Origin of the sequence: Pseudomonas ceruminis, assembly GCF_021602025.1 — a bacterium.
In the GTDB taxonomy this organism is placed as follows: Bacteria; Pseudomonadota; Gammaproteobacteria; order Pseudomonadales; family Pseudomonadaceae; genus Aquipseudomonas; species Aquipseudomonas ceruminis.
Window position 1 is genome coordinate 96,877 of record NZ_BQHW01000022.1, and the last position, 18,498, is coordinate 115,374.

General features: G+C 62.2%; 19 protein-coding genes. 5 read left to right on the forward strand and 14 right to left on the reverse strand.

Features of this window, described 5'->3' with window-relative positions:
- Positions 1-100: 100 nt before the first annotated feature.
- The gene (locus tag L6D80_RS22415; RefSeq protein ID WP_054899450.1) at positions 101-1,318 is read left to right on the forward strand and encodes an argininosuccinate synthase; all 1,218 of its coding nucleotides are present in this window, start codon (positions 101-103) and stop codon (positions 1,316-1,318) included.
- A 69-nt stretch (positions 1,319-1,387) separates the two neighbouring features.
- Here the strand turns inward: L6D80_RS22415 and L6D80_RS22420 are convergent, their stop codons facing one another.
- Complete coding sequence (locus L6D80_RS22420; protein WP_054899451.1) at positions 1,388-1,894, reverse strand: hypothetical protein; 507 nt, start codon at positions 1,892-1,894, stop codon at positions 1,388-1,390.
- A gap of 329 nt (positions 1,895-2,223) precedes the next feature.
- On the opposite strand from L6D80_RS22420, the gene L6D80_RS22425 reads away from it, so the two are divergent.
- Complete coding sequence (locus tag L6D80_RS22425) at positions 2,224-2,850, forward strand: response regulator transcription factor (protein WP_054899452.1); 627 nt, start codon at positions 2,224-2,226, stop codon at positions 2,848-2,850.
- A 44-nt stretch (positions 2,851-2,894) separates the two neighbouring features.
- Here the strand turns inward: L6D80_RS22425 and L6D80_RS22430 are convergent, their stop codons facing one another.
- The 7 genes from L6D80_RS22430 to metG form a co-directional block, all read right to left on the reverse strand.
- Positions 2,895-3,071: a PA3496 family putative envelope integrity protein gene (locus L6D80_RS22430; protein ID WP_054899453.1), complete on the reverse strand. Its 177-nt coding sequence runs from the start codon at positions 3,069-3,071 to the stop codon at positions 2,895-2,897.
- A gap of 104 nt (positions 3,072-3,175) precedes the next feature.
- A complete protein-coding gene (gene nth / locus L6D80_RS22435) occupies positions 3,176-3,814 on the reverse strand; it encodes an endonuclease III (RefSeq protein WP_054899454.1) in 639 nt (212 codons plus the stop codon).
- Positions 3,815-3,818: 4 nt separating this feature from the next.
- Positions 3,819-4,334, reverse strand: coding sequence for an Rnf-Nqr domain containing protein (locus tag L6D80_RS22440; protein ID WP_176516670.1), 516 nt, complete (start codon positions 4,332-4,334; stop codon positions 3,819-3,821).
- Positions 4,327-4,935, reverse strand: coding sequence for an RnfABCDGE type electron transport complex subunit G (locus tag L6D80_RS22445; RefSeq protein ID WP_176516668.1), 609 nt, complete (start codon positions 4,933-4,935; stop codon positions 4,327-4,329). Before L6D80_RS22445 ends, L6D80_RS22440 begins: the two co-directional genes overlap by 8 nt.
- A complete protein-coding gene (locus L6D80_RS22450) occupies positions 4,932-5,903 on the reverse strand; it encodes an RnfABCDGE type electron transport complex subunit D (RefSeq protein ID WP_176516666.1) in 972 nt (323 codons plus the stop codon). Before L6D80_RS22450 ends, L6D80_RS22445 begins: the two co-directional genes overlap by 4 nt.
- A 9-nt stretch (positions 5,904-5,912) precedes the next feature.
- Positions 5,913-6,461: an Rnf-Nqr domain containing protein gene (locus L6D80_RS22455; RefSeq protein WP_176516664.1), complete on the reverse strand. Its 549-nt coding sequence runs from the start codon at positions 6,459-6,461 to the stop codon at positions 5,913-5,915.
- 81 nt (positions 6,462-6,542) lie between these two features.
- Complete coding sequence (gene metG / locus L6D80_RS22460) at positions 6,543-8,588, reverse strand: methionine--tRNA ligase (protein WP_176516661.1); 2,046 nt, start codon at positions 8,586-8,588, stop codon at positions 6,543-6,545.
- 156 nt (positions 8,589-8,744) lie between these two features.
- Between metG and apbC the strand changes: the two genes are divergently transcribed.
- Entirely contained in the window at positions 8,745-9,839 is a 1,095-nt protein-coding gene (gene apbC, locus L6D80_RS22465) for an iron-sulfur cluster carrier protein ApbC (RefSeq protein ID WP_054899460.1), read from the forward strand.
- A gap of 186 nt (positions 9,840-10,025) precedes the next feature.
- Here the strand turns inward: apbC and L6D80_RS22470 are convergent, their stop codons facing one another.
- Positions 10,026-10,235 carry a cold-shock protein gene (locus L6D80_RS22470; RefSeq protein ID WP_003254922.1) on the reverse strand — a complete coding sequence of 70 codons (210 nt, stop codon included), beginning with the start codon at positions 10,233-10,235 and terminating at the stop codon, positions 10,026-10,028.
- A 329-nt stretch (positions 10,236-10,564) separates the two neighbouring features.
- Between L6D80_RS22470 and dcd the strand changes: the two genes are divergently transcribed.
- The gene (gene dcd, locus L6D80_RS22475; protein WP_008096785.1) at positions 10,565-11,131 is read left to right on the forward strand and encodes a dCTP deaminase; all 567 of its coding nucleotides are present in this window, start codon (positions 10,565-10,567) and stop codon (positions 11,129-11,131) included.
- A 97-nt stretch (positions 11,132-11,228) separates the two neighbouring features.
- The gene (locus L6D80_RS22480) at positions 11,229-11,456 is read left to right on the forward strand and encodes a hypothetical protein (protein ID WP_054899461.1); all 228 of its coding nucleotides are present in this window, start codon (positions 11,229-11,231) and stop codon (positions 11,454-11,456) included.
- On the opposite strand, the gene pdeM is transcribed toward L6D80_RS22480, so the two are convergent.
- The 5 genes from pdeM to L6D80_RS22505 all read right to left on the reverse strand — a co-directional run.
- Complete coding sequence (pdeM, locus tag L6D80_RS22485; protein ID WP_176516654.1) at positions 11,457-12,116, reverse strand: ligase-associated DNA damage response endonuclease PdeM; 660 nt, start codon at positions 12,114-12,116, stop codon at positions 11,457-11,459.
- Positions 12,116-14,566 carry a ligase-associated DNA damage response DEXH box helicase gene (locus L6D80_RS22490; RefSeq protein WP_182387600.1) on the reverse strand — a complete coding sequence of 817 codons (2,451 nt, stop codon included), beginning with the start codon at positions 14,564-14,566 and terminating at the stop codon, positions 12,116-12,118. The genes pdeM and L6D80_RS22490 overlap by 1 nt, the downstream gene beginning before the upstream one ends.
- Before the next feature lie 68 nt (positions 14,567-14,634).
- Positions 14,635-15,750 (reverse strand): succinylglutamate desuccinylase/aspartoacylase family protein, encoded by a 1,116-nt coding sequence (locus L6D80_RS22495; RefSeq protein ID WP_054899464.1) that lies wholly within the window; start codon positions 15,748-15,750, stop codon positions 14,635-14,637.
- Between the two features lie 105 nt (positions 15,751-15,855).
- Positions 15,856-17,514, reverse strand: a complete 1,659-nt coding sequence (locus L6D80_RS22500; protein ID WP_182387601.1) for an ATP-dependent DNA ligase — start codon at positions 17,512-17,514, stop codon at positions 15,856-15,858.
- Positions 17,511-18,498: ligase-associated DNA damage response exonuclease (locus L6D80_RS22505; protein WP_176516849.1), on the reverse strand; the 988-nt coding region annotated here is incomplete at its 5' end. The genes L6D80_RS22500 and L6D80_RS22505, both read right to left, overlap by 4 nt.

An 18,498-nucleotide genomic window follows, 5' to 3' on the forward strand; every position in this document is an offset into this window, starting at 1 on the left:
TTACTGTCGCTTTGTCGTCAGAAGCTGTCGCCCCACTGTAAATTTATCCGCAACGCCGGTAGAATCGGGCCTTTTCCGTACAACCCCGTGGAGTGATGGCATGGCGGACGTAAAAAAGGTCGTACTGGCGTATTCCGGCGGCCTTGATACTTCGGTGATTCTCAAGTGGCTGCAGGATACTTACAACTGCGAAGTGGTTACCTTCACCGCTGACCTGGGTCAGGGCGAAGAGGTTGAACCTGCTCGCGCCAAGGCCCAGGCAATGGGCGTCAAAGAGATCTACATCGACGACCTGCGCGAAGAGTTCGTGCGTGATTTCGTCTTCCCGATGTTCCGCGCCAACACCGTTTACGAAGGCGAGTACCTGCTGGGTACGTCCATCGCCCGTCCGCTGATCGCCAAACGCCTGATCGAAATCGCCAACGAAACTGGCGCCGATGCCATTTCCCACGGTGCCACCGGCAAAGGCAACGATCAGGTACGTTTCGAGCTGGGTGCCTACGCGCTCAAGCCAGGCGTCAAGGTCATCGCCCCTTGGCGCGAGTGGGACCTGCTGTCCCGCGAGAAGCTGATGGACTACGCCGAGAAGCACGGCATCCCGATCGAGCGCCATGGCAAGAAGAAGTCGCCGTACTCGATGGACGCCAACCTGCTGCACATCTCCTACGAAGGTGGTGTCCTGGAAGACACCTGGACCGAGCACGAGGAAGACATGTGGCGCTGGAGCGTCTCGCCGGAAAACGCACCGGACCAGGCAACCTACATCGAACTTACCTACCGTAATGGCGACATCGTTGCCATCGACGGCGTCGAGAAGACCCCCGCCACGGTGCTGGCCGACCTGAACCGCATCGGGGGTGCCAACGGCATTGGTCGTCTGGATATCGTCGAGAACCGTTACGTGGGCATGAAGTCGCGCGGCTGCTACGAGACTCCGGGCGGCACCATCATGCTCAAGGCGCACCGTGCCATCGAGTCGATCACCCTGGACCGTGAAGTCGCTCACCTCAAAGACGAGCTGATGCCCAAGTACGCCAGCCTGATCTACACCGGCTACTGGTGGAGCCCGGAGCGTCTCATGCTGCAGAAGATGATCGACGCTTCGCAGGTCAACGTGAATGGTGTTGTGCGCCTGAAGCTGTACAAGGGTAACGTTATCGTGGTCGGCCGCAAGTCGGACGACTCGCTGTTCGATGCCAACATTGCGACTTTCGAGGAAGACGGCGGCGCCTACAACCAGGCTGACGCTGCGGGCTTTATCAAGCTCAATGCCCTGCGTATGCGCATTGCTGCCAACAAGGGCCGCGGGTTGCTCTAAGCTTCCCCCAAACGCATTGTCAAAGACCCCGGCTCAGGCCGGGGTTTTTTGCATCTGGAGCGTAACTGTTCAGTTCATGAGCGCCGTAGCGTTATGCGGAAGTTCACTGACCGACAGGCGAAAGCACTGGTGCTTGTTCAGGTCGCAATATAGCCAGGCACTTCCGATTACTTGCGGTTGTGCAAGTGTGCGCAATAGATGCTGCTCAATTATCTTCTGCGCATCCGGGCCACAAAGCATTATGGTTACTGGCTCTGAGGCGTTACGAGGCTGTATGAGCCGGCTTTCGGTGTTCGCCTGCTGGGGCGGGGAAAACGCCAACGTTTCAGTTAACAACGGGGCTTGAGTGGGGTCATCCTTGGCGGCGTCGTCGGGTTTATACAAAGAGCGATAGTTGAAGTTCAGTGTCAGGAAGAACAAGGCTGTCAAAAAAAAGGGAAAACCGACCAGAAACCAAGTATAGAGACTCTGGCTTTCTTCGCTGAGAAAAGGGAGGGTTGCCAGGGCAGAGGACTCGATGATGCCGGCAAATATCGCGATGATCGTCAGCGGAGCTACGGGTTGGGGTGCGGGCATGGTGGCGGCCTCCTGCGTTTTTCCTATCAATACCCTACGGTACACCTCAACTAAATAATGGATTTTTTCCGCAATGGGAACTTGATCCCGGCAGGGTGGGGCGTGGCACTGTCAGGGCGGCATACAATGGCCGAGCGGCACGTGCGCTCGATAGCGCGTTGAATTTAATTTTATTTCAGCGCTGGTAAGTTGTTTTTGTAGGATATTTCCTAGATCGATGTAAGTCCCATCTATTCAGGCATTCTTGCTAAAAATTGACACGCCACTGAGTGCTCGGCTCGGTTATGGTGACACGTCGTCAAAGCAAATAATGAATGAATGGATATCGCATGAATAAAGTCCTTATCGTGGATGATCATCCTGTCATACGCTTGGCTGTTCGCATGCTGATGGAGCGGCATGGCTACGATGTGGTTGCAGAAACCGACAACGGCGTAGCAGCTTTGCAGCTGACTAGGGAGCACCTGCCCGATATTGTGGTGCTGGATATCGGTATTCCCAAGCTTGACGGGCTGGAAGTCATCGCCCGCATGGCATCGGCCAGCCCGGGCAGCCGGGTGCTGGTGCTGACCTCGCAGGCTCCAGGGCATTTTTCCATGCGGTGCATGCAGGCGGGCGCATCAGGTTACGTGTGCAAACAGCAGGAGCTCACCGAACTGCTCAGCGCCATCAAGGCCGTGCTCTCTGGCTACAGCTATTTCCCCAACCAGGCGTTGCATAAATCACGTGGCCGAGCCGGAGGGGGTAGCGAGACGGAGATGGTCGATCGCCTTTCGGCAAGGGAGATGATGGTGTTGCAGCAGTTAGCGCGGGGCAAGTCCAACAAGGAGATCGCCGACAGCATGTACCTCAGCAACAAGACGGTCAGTACCTACAAGACCCGCCTGTTGCTGAAGCTGAATGCCCACTCGCTGGTGGATCTGATCGAGTTGGCCCAGCGACACGGCCTTACTTGACCCTGTGCGCGGAAAGCCTCCGCAAGGGAGGCCTTCCGTCAGGGCTACAGGTCATAGTCGAAATCGGCGAGCTGGCGCTGCAGGCGTCGTTCTTCGAGAAGATTGTCAATGGTGCGTCGCTTGCTCAGGTTGGTCTTCGCGGGTTCTACCGAAGGCTCGGCATCGTCGTCAGCCGGGGCAAAGTCATCTTCGATCGCCAGGTCGTCTTTATCGGTACTCATAAGTCGCTCCAAGCCAAAGGGCCATTGGCCGTCCTTATAGCGAGAAAGCAGAGCCTGGTAAAAAAGATTTTTTCAATCGAAATGCTTCTGACTTCACTATCGGCTCAATCGTCAGACGTCTTGTGCTTGTACTCGCACAGGTCCTCTATCCTGCAACTGCCGCAACGGGGCTTGCGCGCCTGGCACACGTAGCGCCCATGCAGAATCAGCCAGTGGTGGGCATCGAGCAGGTAATCCTTGGGTACGAACTTCAGCAGCTTCTTCTCCACCTCAAGCACGGTCTTGCCCGGTGCAATCCCTGTGCGATTGCTAACCCTGAAAATATGCGTATCCACCGCCATGGTCGGTTGGCGAAAGGCGGTATTGAGCACCACATTGGCCGTCTTGCGCCCGACCCCGGGCAACGCTTCCAGCGCTTCACGGGTTTGCGGTACTTCGCCGCCGTGGCGCTCGATCAGCAAACGGCAGGCTTCGATGACATTCTTGGCCTTACTGTTGTAAAGCCCAATGGTCTTGATGTAGTCGCTTAACCCTTCGACACCGAGGGCATAGATGGTTTGCGGGGTGTTGGCCACCGGAAACAGCCGGGCGGTGGCCTTGTTAACGCCGACGTCGGTGGACTGTGCGGAGAGGGTCACGGCGACCAAGAGTTCGAAAGGGGTGGAATAGGCCAGTTCCGTCTTAGGGTCGGGGTTATCTTCGTGCAGCCTGCGAAAGATCTCCAGGCGTTTGGCGGCATTCATGGGGTCAACGCTTTCCTTGACGGGCAGGGCCCGGACGCAGGCAATTGTACAAGGCCAGGAGCAGTCCGAGCAGTAGCAGTGCGCCTGAGGGCAAGCTGGCCAGGTGCAGGCCCAGCCCCTCGGCCAGCCACTGCCGACTGGCACCGAGCAGCACGCTGATGAACAACAGCCCGCTCAAGTACCGGAGCAACTGGCGCCAGCGCCCTTGGTTCGGCAGCAGGCTGTCTGTCGCCAGGCATTGAACGCCGATCAGTAACGGGAAGTCGCCAAGCGACAGCGCCAGCGGTAACGCCCAGGCGCGCAGCACAAGCTGCAGGCAACTGGCAAGGGCGGCCACGATCAGCAGGCTCGCCAGCCAGTATCTGGCACCTTGGAGCTGTGAGCGAAGCGGGCTCAGCAACACCTGGTGGGCCAAGATCAACACGAGCATGCTCATGCCGATGGCCGTGCCCTGAGCGACGCTTGATGTGGCGCCCAGCAGCGGCGCAAGGCCTGCCACCAGCAAGCAGAATCTATTCATGGGCGGGGGTTCCCAGTAGCCGTGTGCGGTGCTGGTCAAAGTAGCGCAGCGCTTCCTGCTGCGCGTCGATCACTGCGCGTGAAGTCACTGTCGCTCCGGCCAGTTGGTCGAAATCCCCGTGATCCCGCCTGAGTGCCCAGCGATCAGTCAGACTACGGTTGGCGAACTGCGCCAGCCAGTTCACCTGAGCATCACTGATGCGCCCCCCCAGCCCGGGGCTTTCCTGTTGTTCGATCACCTGGGTTCCGATCAGGCGCCCGTCCGCGCTGATGGCCATGGTCAGTCGGATTGGGCCGGCATAGCCTTGTACCTGGCTTACCAGGACTATGGCTGTGGGTATAGTCCCTTGAGTGGCGCGATACGCGGCCATGATGCGGCTGCGCGGCGGTTGGTCCGCTGAGAGGGGGACAGGGGAGTCCAGCGGCTGGTTGTCATGAATGCCCGAGGGCAGAACGGCGAGAAATTGCTGTGCGTGCAAGTGCTGCTCGGCTTCTGCGATGGGAGCGCGCGTAGCCTGCCGCCAGGCCAGTGTCGCCACCAGCGCCAGCGCGGCGACTGCCAGCAGCAGCAGGTTACCGCGAGCAGCACGCGGGCGGTTCATGGCGTCGCCTGCTGACGCTGTGACGCGAAACGTTCAAGGGTAGGGGTTGCGAGGTTCATGAGCAGGATGGCGAAGGCGGTACCATCCGGGTAACTCCCCCAGGCACGGATGAGGTAGATCAATGCGCCCGCGCCAAGGCCGAACAGCAACCTGGCCAGGCTTGCCTTGGGGCCGGACACCGGCTCGGTAGCGATGAAAAAGGCCGCCACCATGGTTGAACCGCAGAACAGGTGCAGCAGCGGCGAGCCGTTGGAGTCCGAGCCTGAGCCATTCCAGGCCAGCAGGCTGAACAGGAACAGCGCTGTCAGCAAGCCCACGGGCGTATGCCAGCTGTAGACTTTGCGCTGTAACAGGAACAGCCCGCCCAACAGGAACGCCAGGTTGACCCATTCACTGCCGCGGCCGCCAAAAACGCCGAACCCTGGGTGGCTGGCAAACAGTTCGTCGATGGTCAGGCTGCGGTTGTGGCGCAGGCCGTCGAGCACCGTGGGGCTGGCCCAGGCATCAATCTGCTCGCCACCGCCAAACACCAGGTGCAGGCTGTCGATCAGACCTGTCTGTTGCCCTGGCCAGTGGTTCATTTGCAGGGGAAAGCTCAACAGCGCGAAGGCGTAGCCGACCATCGCCGGGTTGAACAGGTTGCGGCCCACCCCGCCAAAGGCATGTTTGCCCAGGCCAATGGCGATGGCCGTGGCCGTTACCGGCACCCACCAAGGCGCCTCTGTAGGCAAGGCAATGGCCAGCAGCACTGCGGTAACCAGGGCACTTGCATCGTTCAGGGTGGCAGCGACAGGTTCACGCCGCAGGCCCAACAAGGCGGCTTCGCAGCACAGCGCAGTGGCTGCGCACAATGCGAGGCTCAAGAGCATGCCCCAGCCGTATAACCAGAGTAGGGTCAGCAGGCCAGGTGCGCAGGCCAGCAACACCTGGCCCATGGCGTTGCGCAGGCGCGGGTCAGGGTTTGCCATGAATCAGGCTCATGGTGCGAACAATCCGTTGAGCCCTGCAAATGCCATGGCCATCACGCCGGCACCAAGCAGTGCGATAGGCAGGCCACGTAATGCCCTGGGCACATCAGGGTGGTCACTGCGCTGTTGAAGGTCGTCGAACAGCCCAAGGGCCAGCCAGAAACCGAACCCGGACAGTACCCCCCACTTCACTGCGGTCAACCCGCCCTGTTGATCGCCGATGACCTGCAGTGCCAAACCCAGCGCCACGATAGTGCCTGTGAAGGGCACCGTGAGGCTCACAGTGGGCCATTGAGGGCGGACCTTTGCCAGTACCTGCGGTACGCCCCGGGCAAGTAATGCCAGCCAGGGCAACAGCAGGAACAAACGCAGGTCCTGCAACTGCCATGGCACGACGATCAGCTGTTCGAGCCATTGGCCGCCCATGACCCCGAGCGCTATCGACAGGCTGCACGCCAGGCCATACACATGCAGGCGCAGCCGGGGTATCGGCTGTTGCTGCATAAGCAGATGGCTGACCAGCGCGGCACTGACCAATACCAGGACGTTGTCGTTCATGCAGATGAAGATAGCCGGGAATGTGCGGCCATGTGGCAGGAATGCAATTGCCCCGGCGCAGAGGCCGGGGCAGGGGGAGGGTTACTTGATGCGCTGGCCTGGTTTGGCACCGCTGTCAGGGCTGAGCAGGTAGATCTCTTCGCCGCCGGGGCCGGCGGCCATGACCATGCCCTCGGAAACCCCAAAGCGCATTTTCCGCGGCTTGAGGTTGGCAACCATCATGGTCAGGCGGCCTTCGAGCTTGGACGGATCCGGGTAGGCCGACTTGATGCCCGAGAACACGTTGCGCTGTTCGTCGCCGATGTCCAGGGTCAACTGCAACAGCTTGTCCGCGCCGGGCACCGCTTCGGCTTTGACGATCAACGCCACGCGCAGGTCGACTGCGGCGAAGGTGTCGAATTCGATTTCTGCCGCCAGCGGCTCCTTGGCCAGCTCACCGTTGCCGGCAGGGGCCTGCGGTTGAGCCTGGGATGCCAGCAGGTCTTCCTTGCTGGCGGCGACCATGGCTTCGACCTTGGCTGGCTCAATACGGCTCATCAGCGCCTTGAACGGGTTGAGCGTGTGGTTTTCCAGGCGCGACTGGTGGTCGTTCCAGGCCAGCGGGGCGACATTGAGAAATGCCTCGGCGTCGGCCGCAAGCACCGGCAGCACCGGTTTGAGGAAGATCACCAGTTGGCGGAACAGGTTGATGCCCTGGGCGCAGATGGCCTGGACTTCATCCTGCTTGCCTTCCTGCTTGGCCAGCGACCATGGCGCCTTGTCGGCGATCCAGGCATTGGCGCGGTCGGCCAGGGCCATGATTTCGCGCATGGCACGGCCAAAATCACGGCTTTCATAGGCGTCTGCAATCGACGGGGCAGCCGCGAGGAATGCTTCGGTCAGCTCCGGCGCAGCATCGCCGGCAACCATCACACCGTCATTGCCCTTGTGGATGAAGCCGGCACAGCGGCTGGCGATGTTGACCACCTTGCCAATCAGGTCGGAGTTGACCTTCTGCACGAAGTCTTCAAGGTTCAGGTCCAGGTCGTCGACGCCACGGCCGAGCTTGGCTGCATAGTAATAGCGCAGGTATTCGGGCTGCAGATGATCCAGGTATGTGCGGGCCTTGATGAAGGTGCCGCGCGACTTGGACATCTTGGCGCCGTTGACGGTCAGGTAGCCATGGACGTTGACTGCGGTCGGCTTGCGGAAGCCGGCGCCTTCGAGCATGGCTGGCCAGAACAGTGCGTGGAAGTTGACGATGTCCTTGCCGATGAAGTGGTACAGCTCGGCCTTGGAGCCTTCGTTCCAGAACGCATCGAAGTCGAGCTCCGGGCGGCGTGCGCACAGGTTCTTGAAGCTGGCCATGTAGCCGATTGGCGCGTCCAGCCACACGTAGAAGTATTTGCCTGGCTCGCCCGGGATCTCGAAGCCGAAGTACGGCGCATCGCGCGAGATGTCCCACTCCTGCAGGCCAGAATCCAGCCACTCGGCCAGCTTGTTGGCCACAGCGTCTTGCAGGGTGCCGCTACGGGTCCACTGCTGCAGCATGGCCTGGAAGTCCGGCAGCTTGAAGAAGAAGTGCTGCGAGTCGCGCAGTACCGGCGTGGCGCCGGAAATCGCCGACTTGGGGTTTTTCAGTTCGGTCGGCGCATAGGTGGCGCCGCATTTTTCGCAGTTGTCGCCGTACTGGTCTTCGGCCGCGCACTTGGGGCAGGTACCCTTGATGAAACGGTCGGCCAGGAACATGCCCTTCTCAGGGTCGAAGTACTGGGTAACCGAACGGGTGGCAATGTGCCCCGCTTCACGCAGTCGCGTGTAGATCAGGCCCGACAGCTCGCGGTTTTCTTCGCTGTGGGTAGAGTGGAAGTTGTCGAAATCCACCAGGAAGTCAGCGAAATCGCTGCTGTGCTCGGCCTGGACGTTGGCGATCAACTGCTCCGGGGTAATGCCTTCCTTCTCGGCGCGCAGCATGATGGCCGAGCCGTGGGCATCGTCGGCACACACATAGATGCACTGGTTGCCGCGCATCTTCTGGAAGCGAACCCACATGTCAGTCTGGATGTACTCGAGCATATGGCCAAGGTGGATGGATCCATTGGCATAGGGCAGGGCGCTGGTAACGAGAATCTGACGTGGCTCGGACATGGTGGCTCGGCTACTTATCTGGCTCGGGTAAAATTGAGGGTGATCGGCCACTATAAAGGGCTGGCGAATATATTTCACCCCAAGGACGCATCTGCTGACGATTGACGGGTTAGGATAGGCGCCTGTTTGACTATTCGTTTGCCAATGGGAGCCTCCATGAGTGCCGTCACCCGTGCCGCCGTCGAAGGCGTGCTTCGCCAGTACACCGACCCCTATCTGAACCAGGACCCGGTCAGCGCCGGCTGTGTGCGGGCCATCGATATCCAGGGCGGGCAGGTCGCTGTGCAGTTGCAACTGGGGTATGCCGCCGGGTTGTTCAAGAACGGCTGGGCCCAGGTGCTGCAGACCGCGATCGAGAACCTGGAAGGGGTCAGCTCGGCCCAGGTATCGATCGACTGCGTGGTCGCTGCGCACAAGGCCCAGGCCCAGGTGCCGGCCATGGCCAACGTCAAGAACATCGTCGCTGTGGCCTCAGGCAAGGGCGGTGTCGGCAAATCGACCACGGCCGCCAACCTGGCCTTGGCCCTGGCCCGCGAAGGGGCACGGGTGGGCATCCTCGACGCCGATATCTACGGCCCCAGCCAAGGCGTGATGTTCGGTATCGCCGAAGGCACCCGGCCGCAGATTCGCGAGCAGAAGTGGTTCGTGCCGATCAAGGCGCATGGTGTCGAGGTCATGTCGATGGCATTTCTCACCGATGACAACACGCCGATGGTATGGCGTGGCCCGATGGTGTCTGGTGCGCTGCTGCAATTGGTGACCCAGACGGCTTGGGACGACCTCGATTACTTGGTTATCGACATGCCGCCGGGTACCGGCGATATCCAGCTGACGCTGGCGCAGAAGGTCCCGGTGGCGGGTTCGGTGATCGTTACCACGCCGCAAGACCTGGCGCTGCTGGATGCGAAGAAAGGCGTGGAGATGTTCCGCAAGGTCAACATCCCGGTGCTGGGCGTGGTCGAGAACATGGCGGTGCACATCTGCTCCAACTGCGGCCATGCCGAGCACCTGTTCGGTGAGGGTGGCGGCGAGAAGCTGGCGAGTCAGTATGGCGTCGACTTGCTGGCATCGTTGCCGTTGTCGATGCTGATCCGCGAGCAGGCTGACAGCGGCAAGCCGACAGCGATTGCCGAGCCGGAAAGCCAGATTGCCATGGTTTACCAGGAACTGGCCCGCCAGGTGGGTGCACGGATCGTCTTGCAAGAAGCGGCGGCACCAGCGATGCCGAGCATTACCATTAGCGAAGACTGACGCATTTTTTGTGGGAGCGGCCTTGTGCCGCGAAAGGGGTGCGAAGCGCCCCCAAGACAGGTGATCCAACCCCCATATAGCTGGGGCCGCTTTGCGGCCCTTTCGCGGCACAAGGCCGCGCCTACACAGGCATAAAAAAACCCGCCAGAAGGCGGGTTTTTTTGAAAGCTAGGAAGCTAAATCGACTTAGGCGATTTGAACTTCTTCAGCCTGCATGCCTTTCTGGCCGCGGGTAGCGACGAAAGTAACAGCCTGGCCTTCTTTCAGGGTTTTGAAGCCGTCAGCTTGGATGGCTTTGAAGTGCACGAACAGGTCGTCGCCCGACTGAGGGGTGATGAAGCCGTAGCCCTTCTCATCGTTGAACCACTTGACAACACCGGATTGACGGTTGGACATGTTTCTGTCTCCTTGGACAAAGTTGATTACGGACAGGAAATACCCTGGCCGGGACTGAGCGCAAAGAGAGCAGAAAATTCAGCGATGGGCCGATAAGGATCGTGCATCAAACTAGAGATTCTCGGTGTCACGTGCAGCACAGTGGCGTCACCTTAACCCACTTTCCGCAACCTGCCAATCTCCAAGATGACCTTTGATGAAATTCAGATCGGCGGCGGCCGCAAGCCCCGTCCGACGCGGGATACGGTATGGAACTTTAACCGGAGCGCCGGGACCGGTAAGATGCGCCTTTCGTTTTTTCACCTCGCAACTCTCAGGACACCCCCGCCATGAGCATCAAATCGGACAAGTGGATTCGCCGCATGGCGCAGGAACACGGCATGATCGAACCGTTCGTCGAGCGCCAGGTGCGCGGCGAGCAGGACAGCCGGGTCATCTCCTTCGGCGTCTCCAGCTACGGTTACGACGTGCGCTGTGCCGACGAATTCAAGGTGTTCACCAACATCAACTCCGCCACCGTGGACCCGAAGAACTTCGACGCCGGCAGCTTCGTCGACGTCAAGAGCGACGTCTGCATCATTCCGCCGAACTCCTTCGCCCTGGCTCGTACCGTCGAGTACTTCCGCATTCCGCGCAACGTGCTGACCATCTGCCTGGGTAAGAGCACCTATGCCCGCTGCGGCATCATCGTCAACGTCACCCCGCTTGAGCCAGAGTGGGAAGGCCATGTGACCCTGGAGTTCTCCAACACCACCACCCTGCCGGCGAAGATCTACGCCAACGAGGGGGTGGCGCAGATGCTGTTCCTCGAGTCCGATGAAGAGTGCGAAGTGTCCTATAAGGACCGTGGCGGCAAGTACCAGGGCCAGCGTGGCGTCACCCTGCCACGCACCTGAGCCGACGAGCGCGGGGAATTAGTCTTCGCTTTGGCACTCCAAGTTACTGAACAGTGCCGCTGCGCATGATGCGTAGCGGCCTTGTCAGGAGTTGCCAATGAAACTCAATCCCGCAATCAGTGCGAAGCTGGCTGTCCTGCAGCCCAACCAGATCGGATTGCTGGCGTGGTCCCTGCTGGCGCATCCGCTGCCAATGCATGCCGGGGGTGTGCCGGGTCAGCCTGATCCCGATACCCCACAACCGGCCCAGCCCGGTGATACGCCCCCCATGGAGCCAGGTGAGCCGACCCTGCCGGACGAGCCGCCTCCCGCCCCCGTGGCCTGATCAGTCCTGCACGGCCCACACCTGATCTGCAGCGGCGAGGTAGATGCGGTTCCCCGGTGTGGGCTCGATGTTCCATCCGCCGGTGAATTCACCGAATGCCGGTAGCAGGCTGACCTGTTCGCCCAGTACGAAACAGGGTAGCCGCAGCCGTTGGCGTGCGCGGCCACGCAGCACGAATACCGGGTGTACATGGCCCGCGAGCACCGGGTAGTCCTGGTGAACGTCAGGTTCATGCTGCAGCGCAAACGGCCCCAGTACCCAAGGTTGGTCCCTGACCTCGATACCCAACTGAGTGGGCGGATCGCCTGCGTGGCGGTCATGGTTGCCGCGTAGCAGCACCATGCGCACATGGGCGTGTCGTGCCCGCCACGCCTGCAGCCTGGCCAGCGTGGCCGGTGCCCGAGCGGTCCGCGCATGCAGAAAGTCACCCAGGATGATCAATTGCTCGCAGTCACAGCCCGTCAGCAGAGCGTCCAGGCGCTGTAGGGTGGCGTCCGTGGTGCCACGCGGTACCGGTTGGTGCAGGGCCCGATAGCTGGCTGCTTTGCCGATGTGAACATCGGCCACCAGCAGCGCCCGCTGCGCGGGCCAGTAAACGGCACGATCAGGCATCAGCCATAGTGTCTGGCCAAAATGTTCGACGGTAAGGTGAGTGCTCATTACGTCCTGTTCGCTGCTTTTTCCAGGTCTGCGACCATTCGCGCGATGCGAGTGGCCAGTTTTTCCGTGCTCAATGTTTCACGCATGCCTTCCACCAGCAGGGTGAAGGCCAGCGGCCCTGGCCGCTGCAGGGCGTGTATGTCCAGTTGCAACCGACTCAGTTTCAGTAGCTGTGCCTGCAGGCGCTCGATTTCCAGCTCTTCGCGCAGCACTTCATCGCGGGCCTGGCCCAATAGCAGGTTGTCGGCATCGTGTTTGCGAAAGACCTCGTAAAACAGCCCGCTCGAGGCCTGGATCTGACGGGTACTCTTCTGCGCGGCGGGGTAGCCGCCAAACACCAGGCCTGATATCTGTGCGATCTCCCGAAAGCGCCGCAATGCCATTTCACCAGCGTTGAGGCTGGCCAGCACGTCGTCCAGCAGGTGGTCGATGGACAGCGCCGCGGGCAGATACGTTGCCCAGTCCACCGGGCTTGGGCTGACCAGCTCGAAGCCATAATCACTCACCGCGATGGACACCGACAGCGGCTGGTCGCGGCTGACGCGCCAGGCGATCAGGTTGGCCAGGCCCAGGTTGGCCATGCGCCCGGCGAAGGGGTAGAGAAACAGGTGCCAACCCTGGCGAGAGGCGAGGGTTTCGGCCAGCAGCGTGCCTCTGGTAGGCAAGGCGGACCATTGTGCCTGCAGTGTCAGCAAGGGCCGTACTGCGTGCATCTCCGGGCCGTCGTAGCGCCCATGGGCGGCGGCATCGAGTTTTTCCACCAAGGCCTCGGCCAGTTCGCTGGAAAGCGGCATGCGCCCGCCATTCCAACGCGCCACTGCCGCCTTGCGCGCTGTGCTGCGGCGCACGTAAGCCGTCATGTTCTCCACCCGCACCAGTTCCAGCACCCGCCCGGCGAACAGCAAGGTATCACCTGGCCGCAGGCGAGCGATGAACGCTTCCTCGACACTGCCCAGGTGCTTGCCGCCGCCGCCTTTGCTCCAGTATTTGAGTTGCAGGCTGGCATCGCTGACGATGGTGCCGATGCCCATCCGGTGGCGTCGCGCCAGGCGTTCGCTGGCAACCCGCCAGAGGCCGTCGGGGTGGGCCTGGACACGCTGGTAGTCGGGGTAGGCGCTCAGTGAGTTACCGCCATGGCAGACGAAATCCAAGGCCCATTGCCATTGGCTGTCGCGTAGCTCGCGAAACGCCCAGGTACTGCGTACCTCGGCGAGCAGTTCAGCAGGGCGAAAGCCGCTGCCAAGGGCCATGCTGACCAGATGCTGTACCAGTACATCCATGCACAGGCGGGGCGAGCGCCGGGCTTCGATGTGCCCCGCTGCCAGCGCGCTGCGTGCGGCCGCCGCCTCGATCAATTCAAGGCTATGGGTAGGCACCAGGGTAATCCGCGAGCTGCGCCCAGGGGCGTGGCCAGAGCGGCCAGCCCGCTGCATCAGGCGGGCGATGCCCTTGGCTGAGCCGATCTGCAGCACGCGCTCCACGGGCAGAAAGTCCACGCCCAGGTCCAGGCTGGAAGTGCACACCACCGCTTTGAGTGTGCCCTGTTTGAGGCTGAGCTCAACCCAGTCGCGGGTGGCACGGGCCATCGAGGCGTGATGCAGGGCAAGCTGGCCTGCCCATTCGGGGCGGGCGTCGAGCAAGGCCTGATACCACAGTTCGGCTTGGGCACGGGTGTTGGTGAACACCAGGCTGCTGGTGCTGCTGTCGAGCGCCTCGGCAACCTGATGGAGCATTTTCAAGCCCATGTGCCCAGCCCACGGGAAGCGTTCGATCGCACTGGGCAACAATGTATCGACCACCAGCCGTTTGTCCTGGCGGCCTTTTACCAATTGGCCACCTTGCGGCAAGAGGACTTCGAGCGCGTGCGGCAGGTTGCCCAGAGTGGCCGAAAGGCCCCAGGTGACCAGGCCAGGGTGCCAGCGCCGCAAGCGCGCTAGCGCCAGCTGCAACTGCACGCCGCGCTTGTTGCCGAGCAGTTCGTGCCATTCGTCGACCACCACCAGGCGCAGGTGGGCGAAGTCTTCGCGGGCTTGCGCCCGTGTCAGCAGCAGGGTCAGGCTCTCGGGGGTGGTGATCAGCGCGCTTGGCAGGCGCCGAGCCTGGCGGGCGCGCTCGGCGCTGCCGGTATCGCCACTGCGCACCCCGATACTCCAGTTCAGGCCAAGCTCGTCCAGGGGCATTTGCAACGCCCGTGCGGTGTCGGCTGCCAGGGCGCGCATGGGCGTCACCCACAACACCTGCAGCGGTGCGGGCTTGGGCCCGGTCGTGGGCTGGGCGAACGCGCGTAGCGCAGCCAGCCACACGGCGTAGGTTTTGCCGGCCCCGGTGCTGGCATGCAACAGGCCTGATTCACCACGGCCTACCGCGGCCCACACGTGCCGCTGAAACGCGAAGGGCTTCCAGCCGCGTGCGGCAAACCAGGCATTGGCGAGGTAGGGGGATGCAGGCATGCGGGCATGGCGTCCTTCAAAGGCTGTGCTTCTACAGACCGCTTGCCCCCGCCATTGGTTTTACCGGATCAATTGGCCAGTAGGTAACCGCTGCGGCAGACCTGTTCACCGGCGACATGGGCGATGACCATGCCTGCGGTGGCCATGCGGCGCACGCTGCGGGCATAAAGCAGGCCCGGTTGGCTGTTACGCACAGCGGTCACCCGGTCGGTGAGCGGGTCGATGACTTCGGCGATCAGTTGCCCGGCTTCCAGGTGCTGGCCTGGGCGCACGTGATAGACCAGCAGCCCGCCCAGTGGCGCCGATACCGGCTCGACGGCAGCCAGCGGCGTCGCCGGGTGTGGCAGTGGCGGCAAGGCCGCGGCAGGTCCTTCGATGACGCCGGCGTGGGTGAGGTAATCGAGGATCGCCTGGCTGTCCTTGCTGGCCAGCTCGTGGCTGACATCGGCCTGGCCCCGCAGTTCGACGGTGACCGAGACGCTGCCCAACGGAATCGGGAAGCGCTTGCCGAAACGTTGCTGCAGTTGCCACCAGACCAGGCTCAGGCACTCGTCGAACGATTGCCCGCCAGAATCGGTGGCCAGCAGGCTGGCCTGAGCGCCGAGATAGCGGGCCAACGGCTCGACGTGTGGCCAGGCTTCCGGGGTGGTGTAGAGGTGCTCTACGGCCTCGAAGTCGCAGTGCAGGTCCAGCACCAGGTCGGCATCGCAGGCCAGCCGCTGCAAGGTCAGGCGCTGTGACTGCAACGGGGTGTGCGCCGGATGGGCATCCAGGCCACGGCGCAGGTATTCGCGGATAAGCGCCAGGTTATGGGCGGGGTCCTGGGTCAGGTAGCCGTCTATCTGGTCACCGATGCTGTCGGAGAGGTCGACGAAATTGCGGTTGAAGTTTTCACCGCTTTGCAGCTCGAAACGGCCCAGTGGCGCATCCAGCATCACCTGTTCCAGCCCCACTGGGTTGGCCACAGGCACCAGAATGATTTCACGGCGCAGCCGCCCGTGCTGTTCCAGCTCTGCCAGGCGGCGCTTGAGGTGCCAGGCTACCAGCATGCCGGGCAGTTCATCGGCGTGCAGCGAGGCCTGAATATACACTTTGGCACCACCGCGCGGGCCGAAGTGGAAGCTGTGCAGTTGACGTGTGACCCCGGGAACGGGGCAGAGCAGGTCGTGGGTCGAATGGTGCATGGTGGTCCTGGCTGCGTGGCGAAAACGGTCTGCGACACGGGTCGGCAGAAAGATAGAAGCATAATTTTGCCCAGTGTGCCTCTTCGCAGGCGGCAACCCAGGGCGTCAGGCCAGCAGCGCCTGCAAGGTCGCCAGGTCATCGGCCTGTTCGACTGCTTTGTCCAGGCGCCAGCGCAGCATGCGCGGAAAACGCACGGCGATACCGCTCTTGTGCCGCTTTGAAAGGGCTATACCTTCAAAACCCAGTTCGAATACCAGGGTAGGCGTGACGCTGCGCACGGGGCCAAAGGTTTCTACCGTGGTCTTTCGGATGATGGCATCGACCTTGCGCATCTCCTCGTCGCTTAGCCCTGAATACGCCTTGGCGAAGGGCACCAGGGCACGTTCCGGGGTGCCAGGAGGGGCGTTCCAGACGGCGAAGGTGTAGTCGCTGTAGAGGCTGGCCCGTCGGCCGTGGCCACGTTGGGCATAAATCAGCACGGCATCGACGCTGAACGGGTCGACTTTCCACTTCCACCACAGGCCCATGTCCTTGGTGCGGCCGACGCCGTACAGGGCATCGCGCTGCTTGAGCATCATGCCTTCGACACCGAGGCTACGTGATTGCTCGCGCTGGCGGGCCAGGTCGCTCCAGTCTTCGCCTTCAAGTAAGGGTGACAACAGCACCGGGACTAACGGATGGGCCTGCAGCAACCACTCCAGTTGGCGGCGGCGTTCGTGTTGCGGGCGGTTGCGCCAGTCCTCGCCTTGCCACTCCAGCAGGTCATAGGCCTGCAATACCACGGGGGCATCGGCCAGCAGCTTCTTGCCCAAGGTTTTGCGCCCGATACGCTGTTGTAACAGGGCGAAGGGCTGCACTGCCAGGGCATCGGCTGTGGCACCGGGTTTCCAGACCAGGATTTCGCCATCGAGTACAACACCGTCCGGCAAGGCCTCTGCCAGGCAGTGCAGCTCGGGGAAGCGCTCGGTGATCAACTCCTCGCCCCGCGACCATACCCACAACTGCCCGTCGCGCTTGACCACTTGGGCGCGGATGCCGTCCCACTTCCATTCAATCTGCCAGGCGCTGGGCGGACCCAGCAGCGCCTCGAACTCATCCACTGGCGCCTGCAGCGCATGGGCGAGGAAAAACGGGTACGGTTGGCCACCGCGTTGGCGATGTTCATCGGCCGATTCGGCGGCGATCAGCTTAAGGTAGCTGGCGGCCGTAGGGCGGTGGCCGATATCGGTGTAGCCGACCAGGCGCTGGGCAACCCGCTTGGCATCCAGCCCAGCCAGCTGTGCCAAGGCCCGGGTCACCAGGAGCTTGGAAACGCCGACGCGGAAACTGCCGGTGATCAGCTTCAGGCACAGCATCAGGCTGGCGCGGTCCAGTTGTGCCCATAGCACTGGCAGGCGCTGGAAAAGCGCCTCAGGTGGCAAACCACGCAAGGGCAGCAGGTGTCCCTCGACCCAGTGGGCAAGGCCATCGTCGCTGGCGTCGCCGGTTTGGGGCAGCAGCAGGGAAATGGTTTCGGCCAGGTCCCCCACTGCCTGATAGCTTTCTTCGAAGAGCCAGTCGGGCAACCCCGCCAGGGCGCTCGCCAGTTCGCGTAATACGCGGGTGGGGACCAATTGACGTGGTCGTCCGCCCGCCAGGAAATAGACCGCCCAGGCGGCGTCCTGGGCGGGGGCGGTGTTGAAGTAGTCGCACAGGGCTGCCAGCTTGGCGTTGCTGGAGGTCGTCGCGTCCAGGCGCAGGTACAGGTCTGCAAAGGCTTTCATGCCTGAGCCTCCGTGGCTGGGGTGTCATCCTCCTCGCCGTACTCGGTCACGAAGGCACGCGCATCAAGGCCCTGTTCACTCAGGTAACGGACCAGCACACCCACCGAGCCGTGGGTGACCATCACCCGCTCGGCACCGGTCTGACCAATCGCCCACAGCAGCCCAGGCCAGTCGGCGTGGTCGGACAGCACGAAGCCACGGTCCACACCGCGGCGCCGCCGCGTGCCTCGCAGCAGCATCCAGCCGCTGGCGAACGCATCGCTGTAGTCGCCAAAGCGGCGCATCCAGCTGCTGCCCGCTGCCGAAGGCGGAGCCAGGACCAAGGCCTGACGCAGCAGCGGGTCGTTGCGGGGGATGTCGCCGGCATAGAGGGTGGGGGGCAGGTGCACACCGGCCTCGCGGTATACCCTGTTCAGCGGCTCGACCGCACCATGCACCAGGATCGGCCCGATGCTTGGGTCCAGCCCATGCAGAATCCGCTGCGCCTTGCCGAAGGCATAGCAGAACAACACGCTGCATTTGCCCTGGTCTCGGTTGGTTCGCCACCAGTTGTTGATTCCGGCGAAAATGTCCGCCTGGCTGGGCCAGTGGTAAATGGGCAGGCCAAAGGTCGATTCGGTGATGAAGGTGTGACAGCGCACGGGCTCAAAGGCGGCGCAGGTGCCATCCGGCTCGACCTTGTAGTCGCCCGAAGCGACCCACACTTCACCTTGATATTCCAGGCGCACCTGTGCGGAGCCCAACACATGCCCGGCAGGGTGCAGGCTGAGGGTGACGCCGTGATGCTGTATGCATTCGCCGTAGGGCAGGGTCTGCAGGTCGATGCCCTGGCCCAGGCGGCTGCGCAGGATGCCAGCACCTGGGGCGGCCGTCAGGTAGTGGCGGTTGCCGCTGCGGGCGTGGTCGCCGTGGCCATGGGTGATGACGGCGCGCGCCACCGGGCGCCAGGGGTCGATGTAGAAATCGCCGGGCGGGCAATAGAGG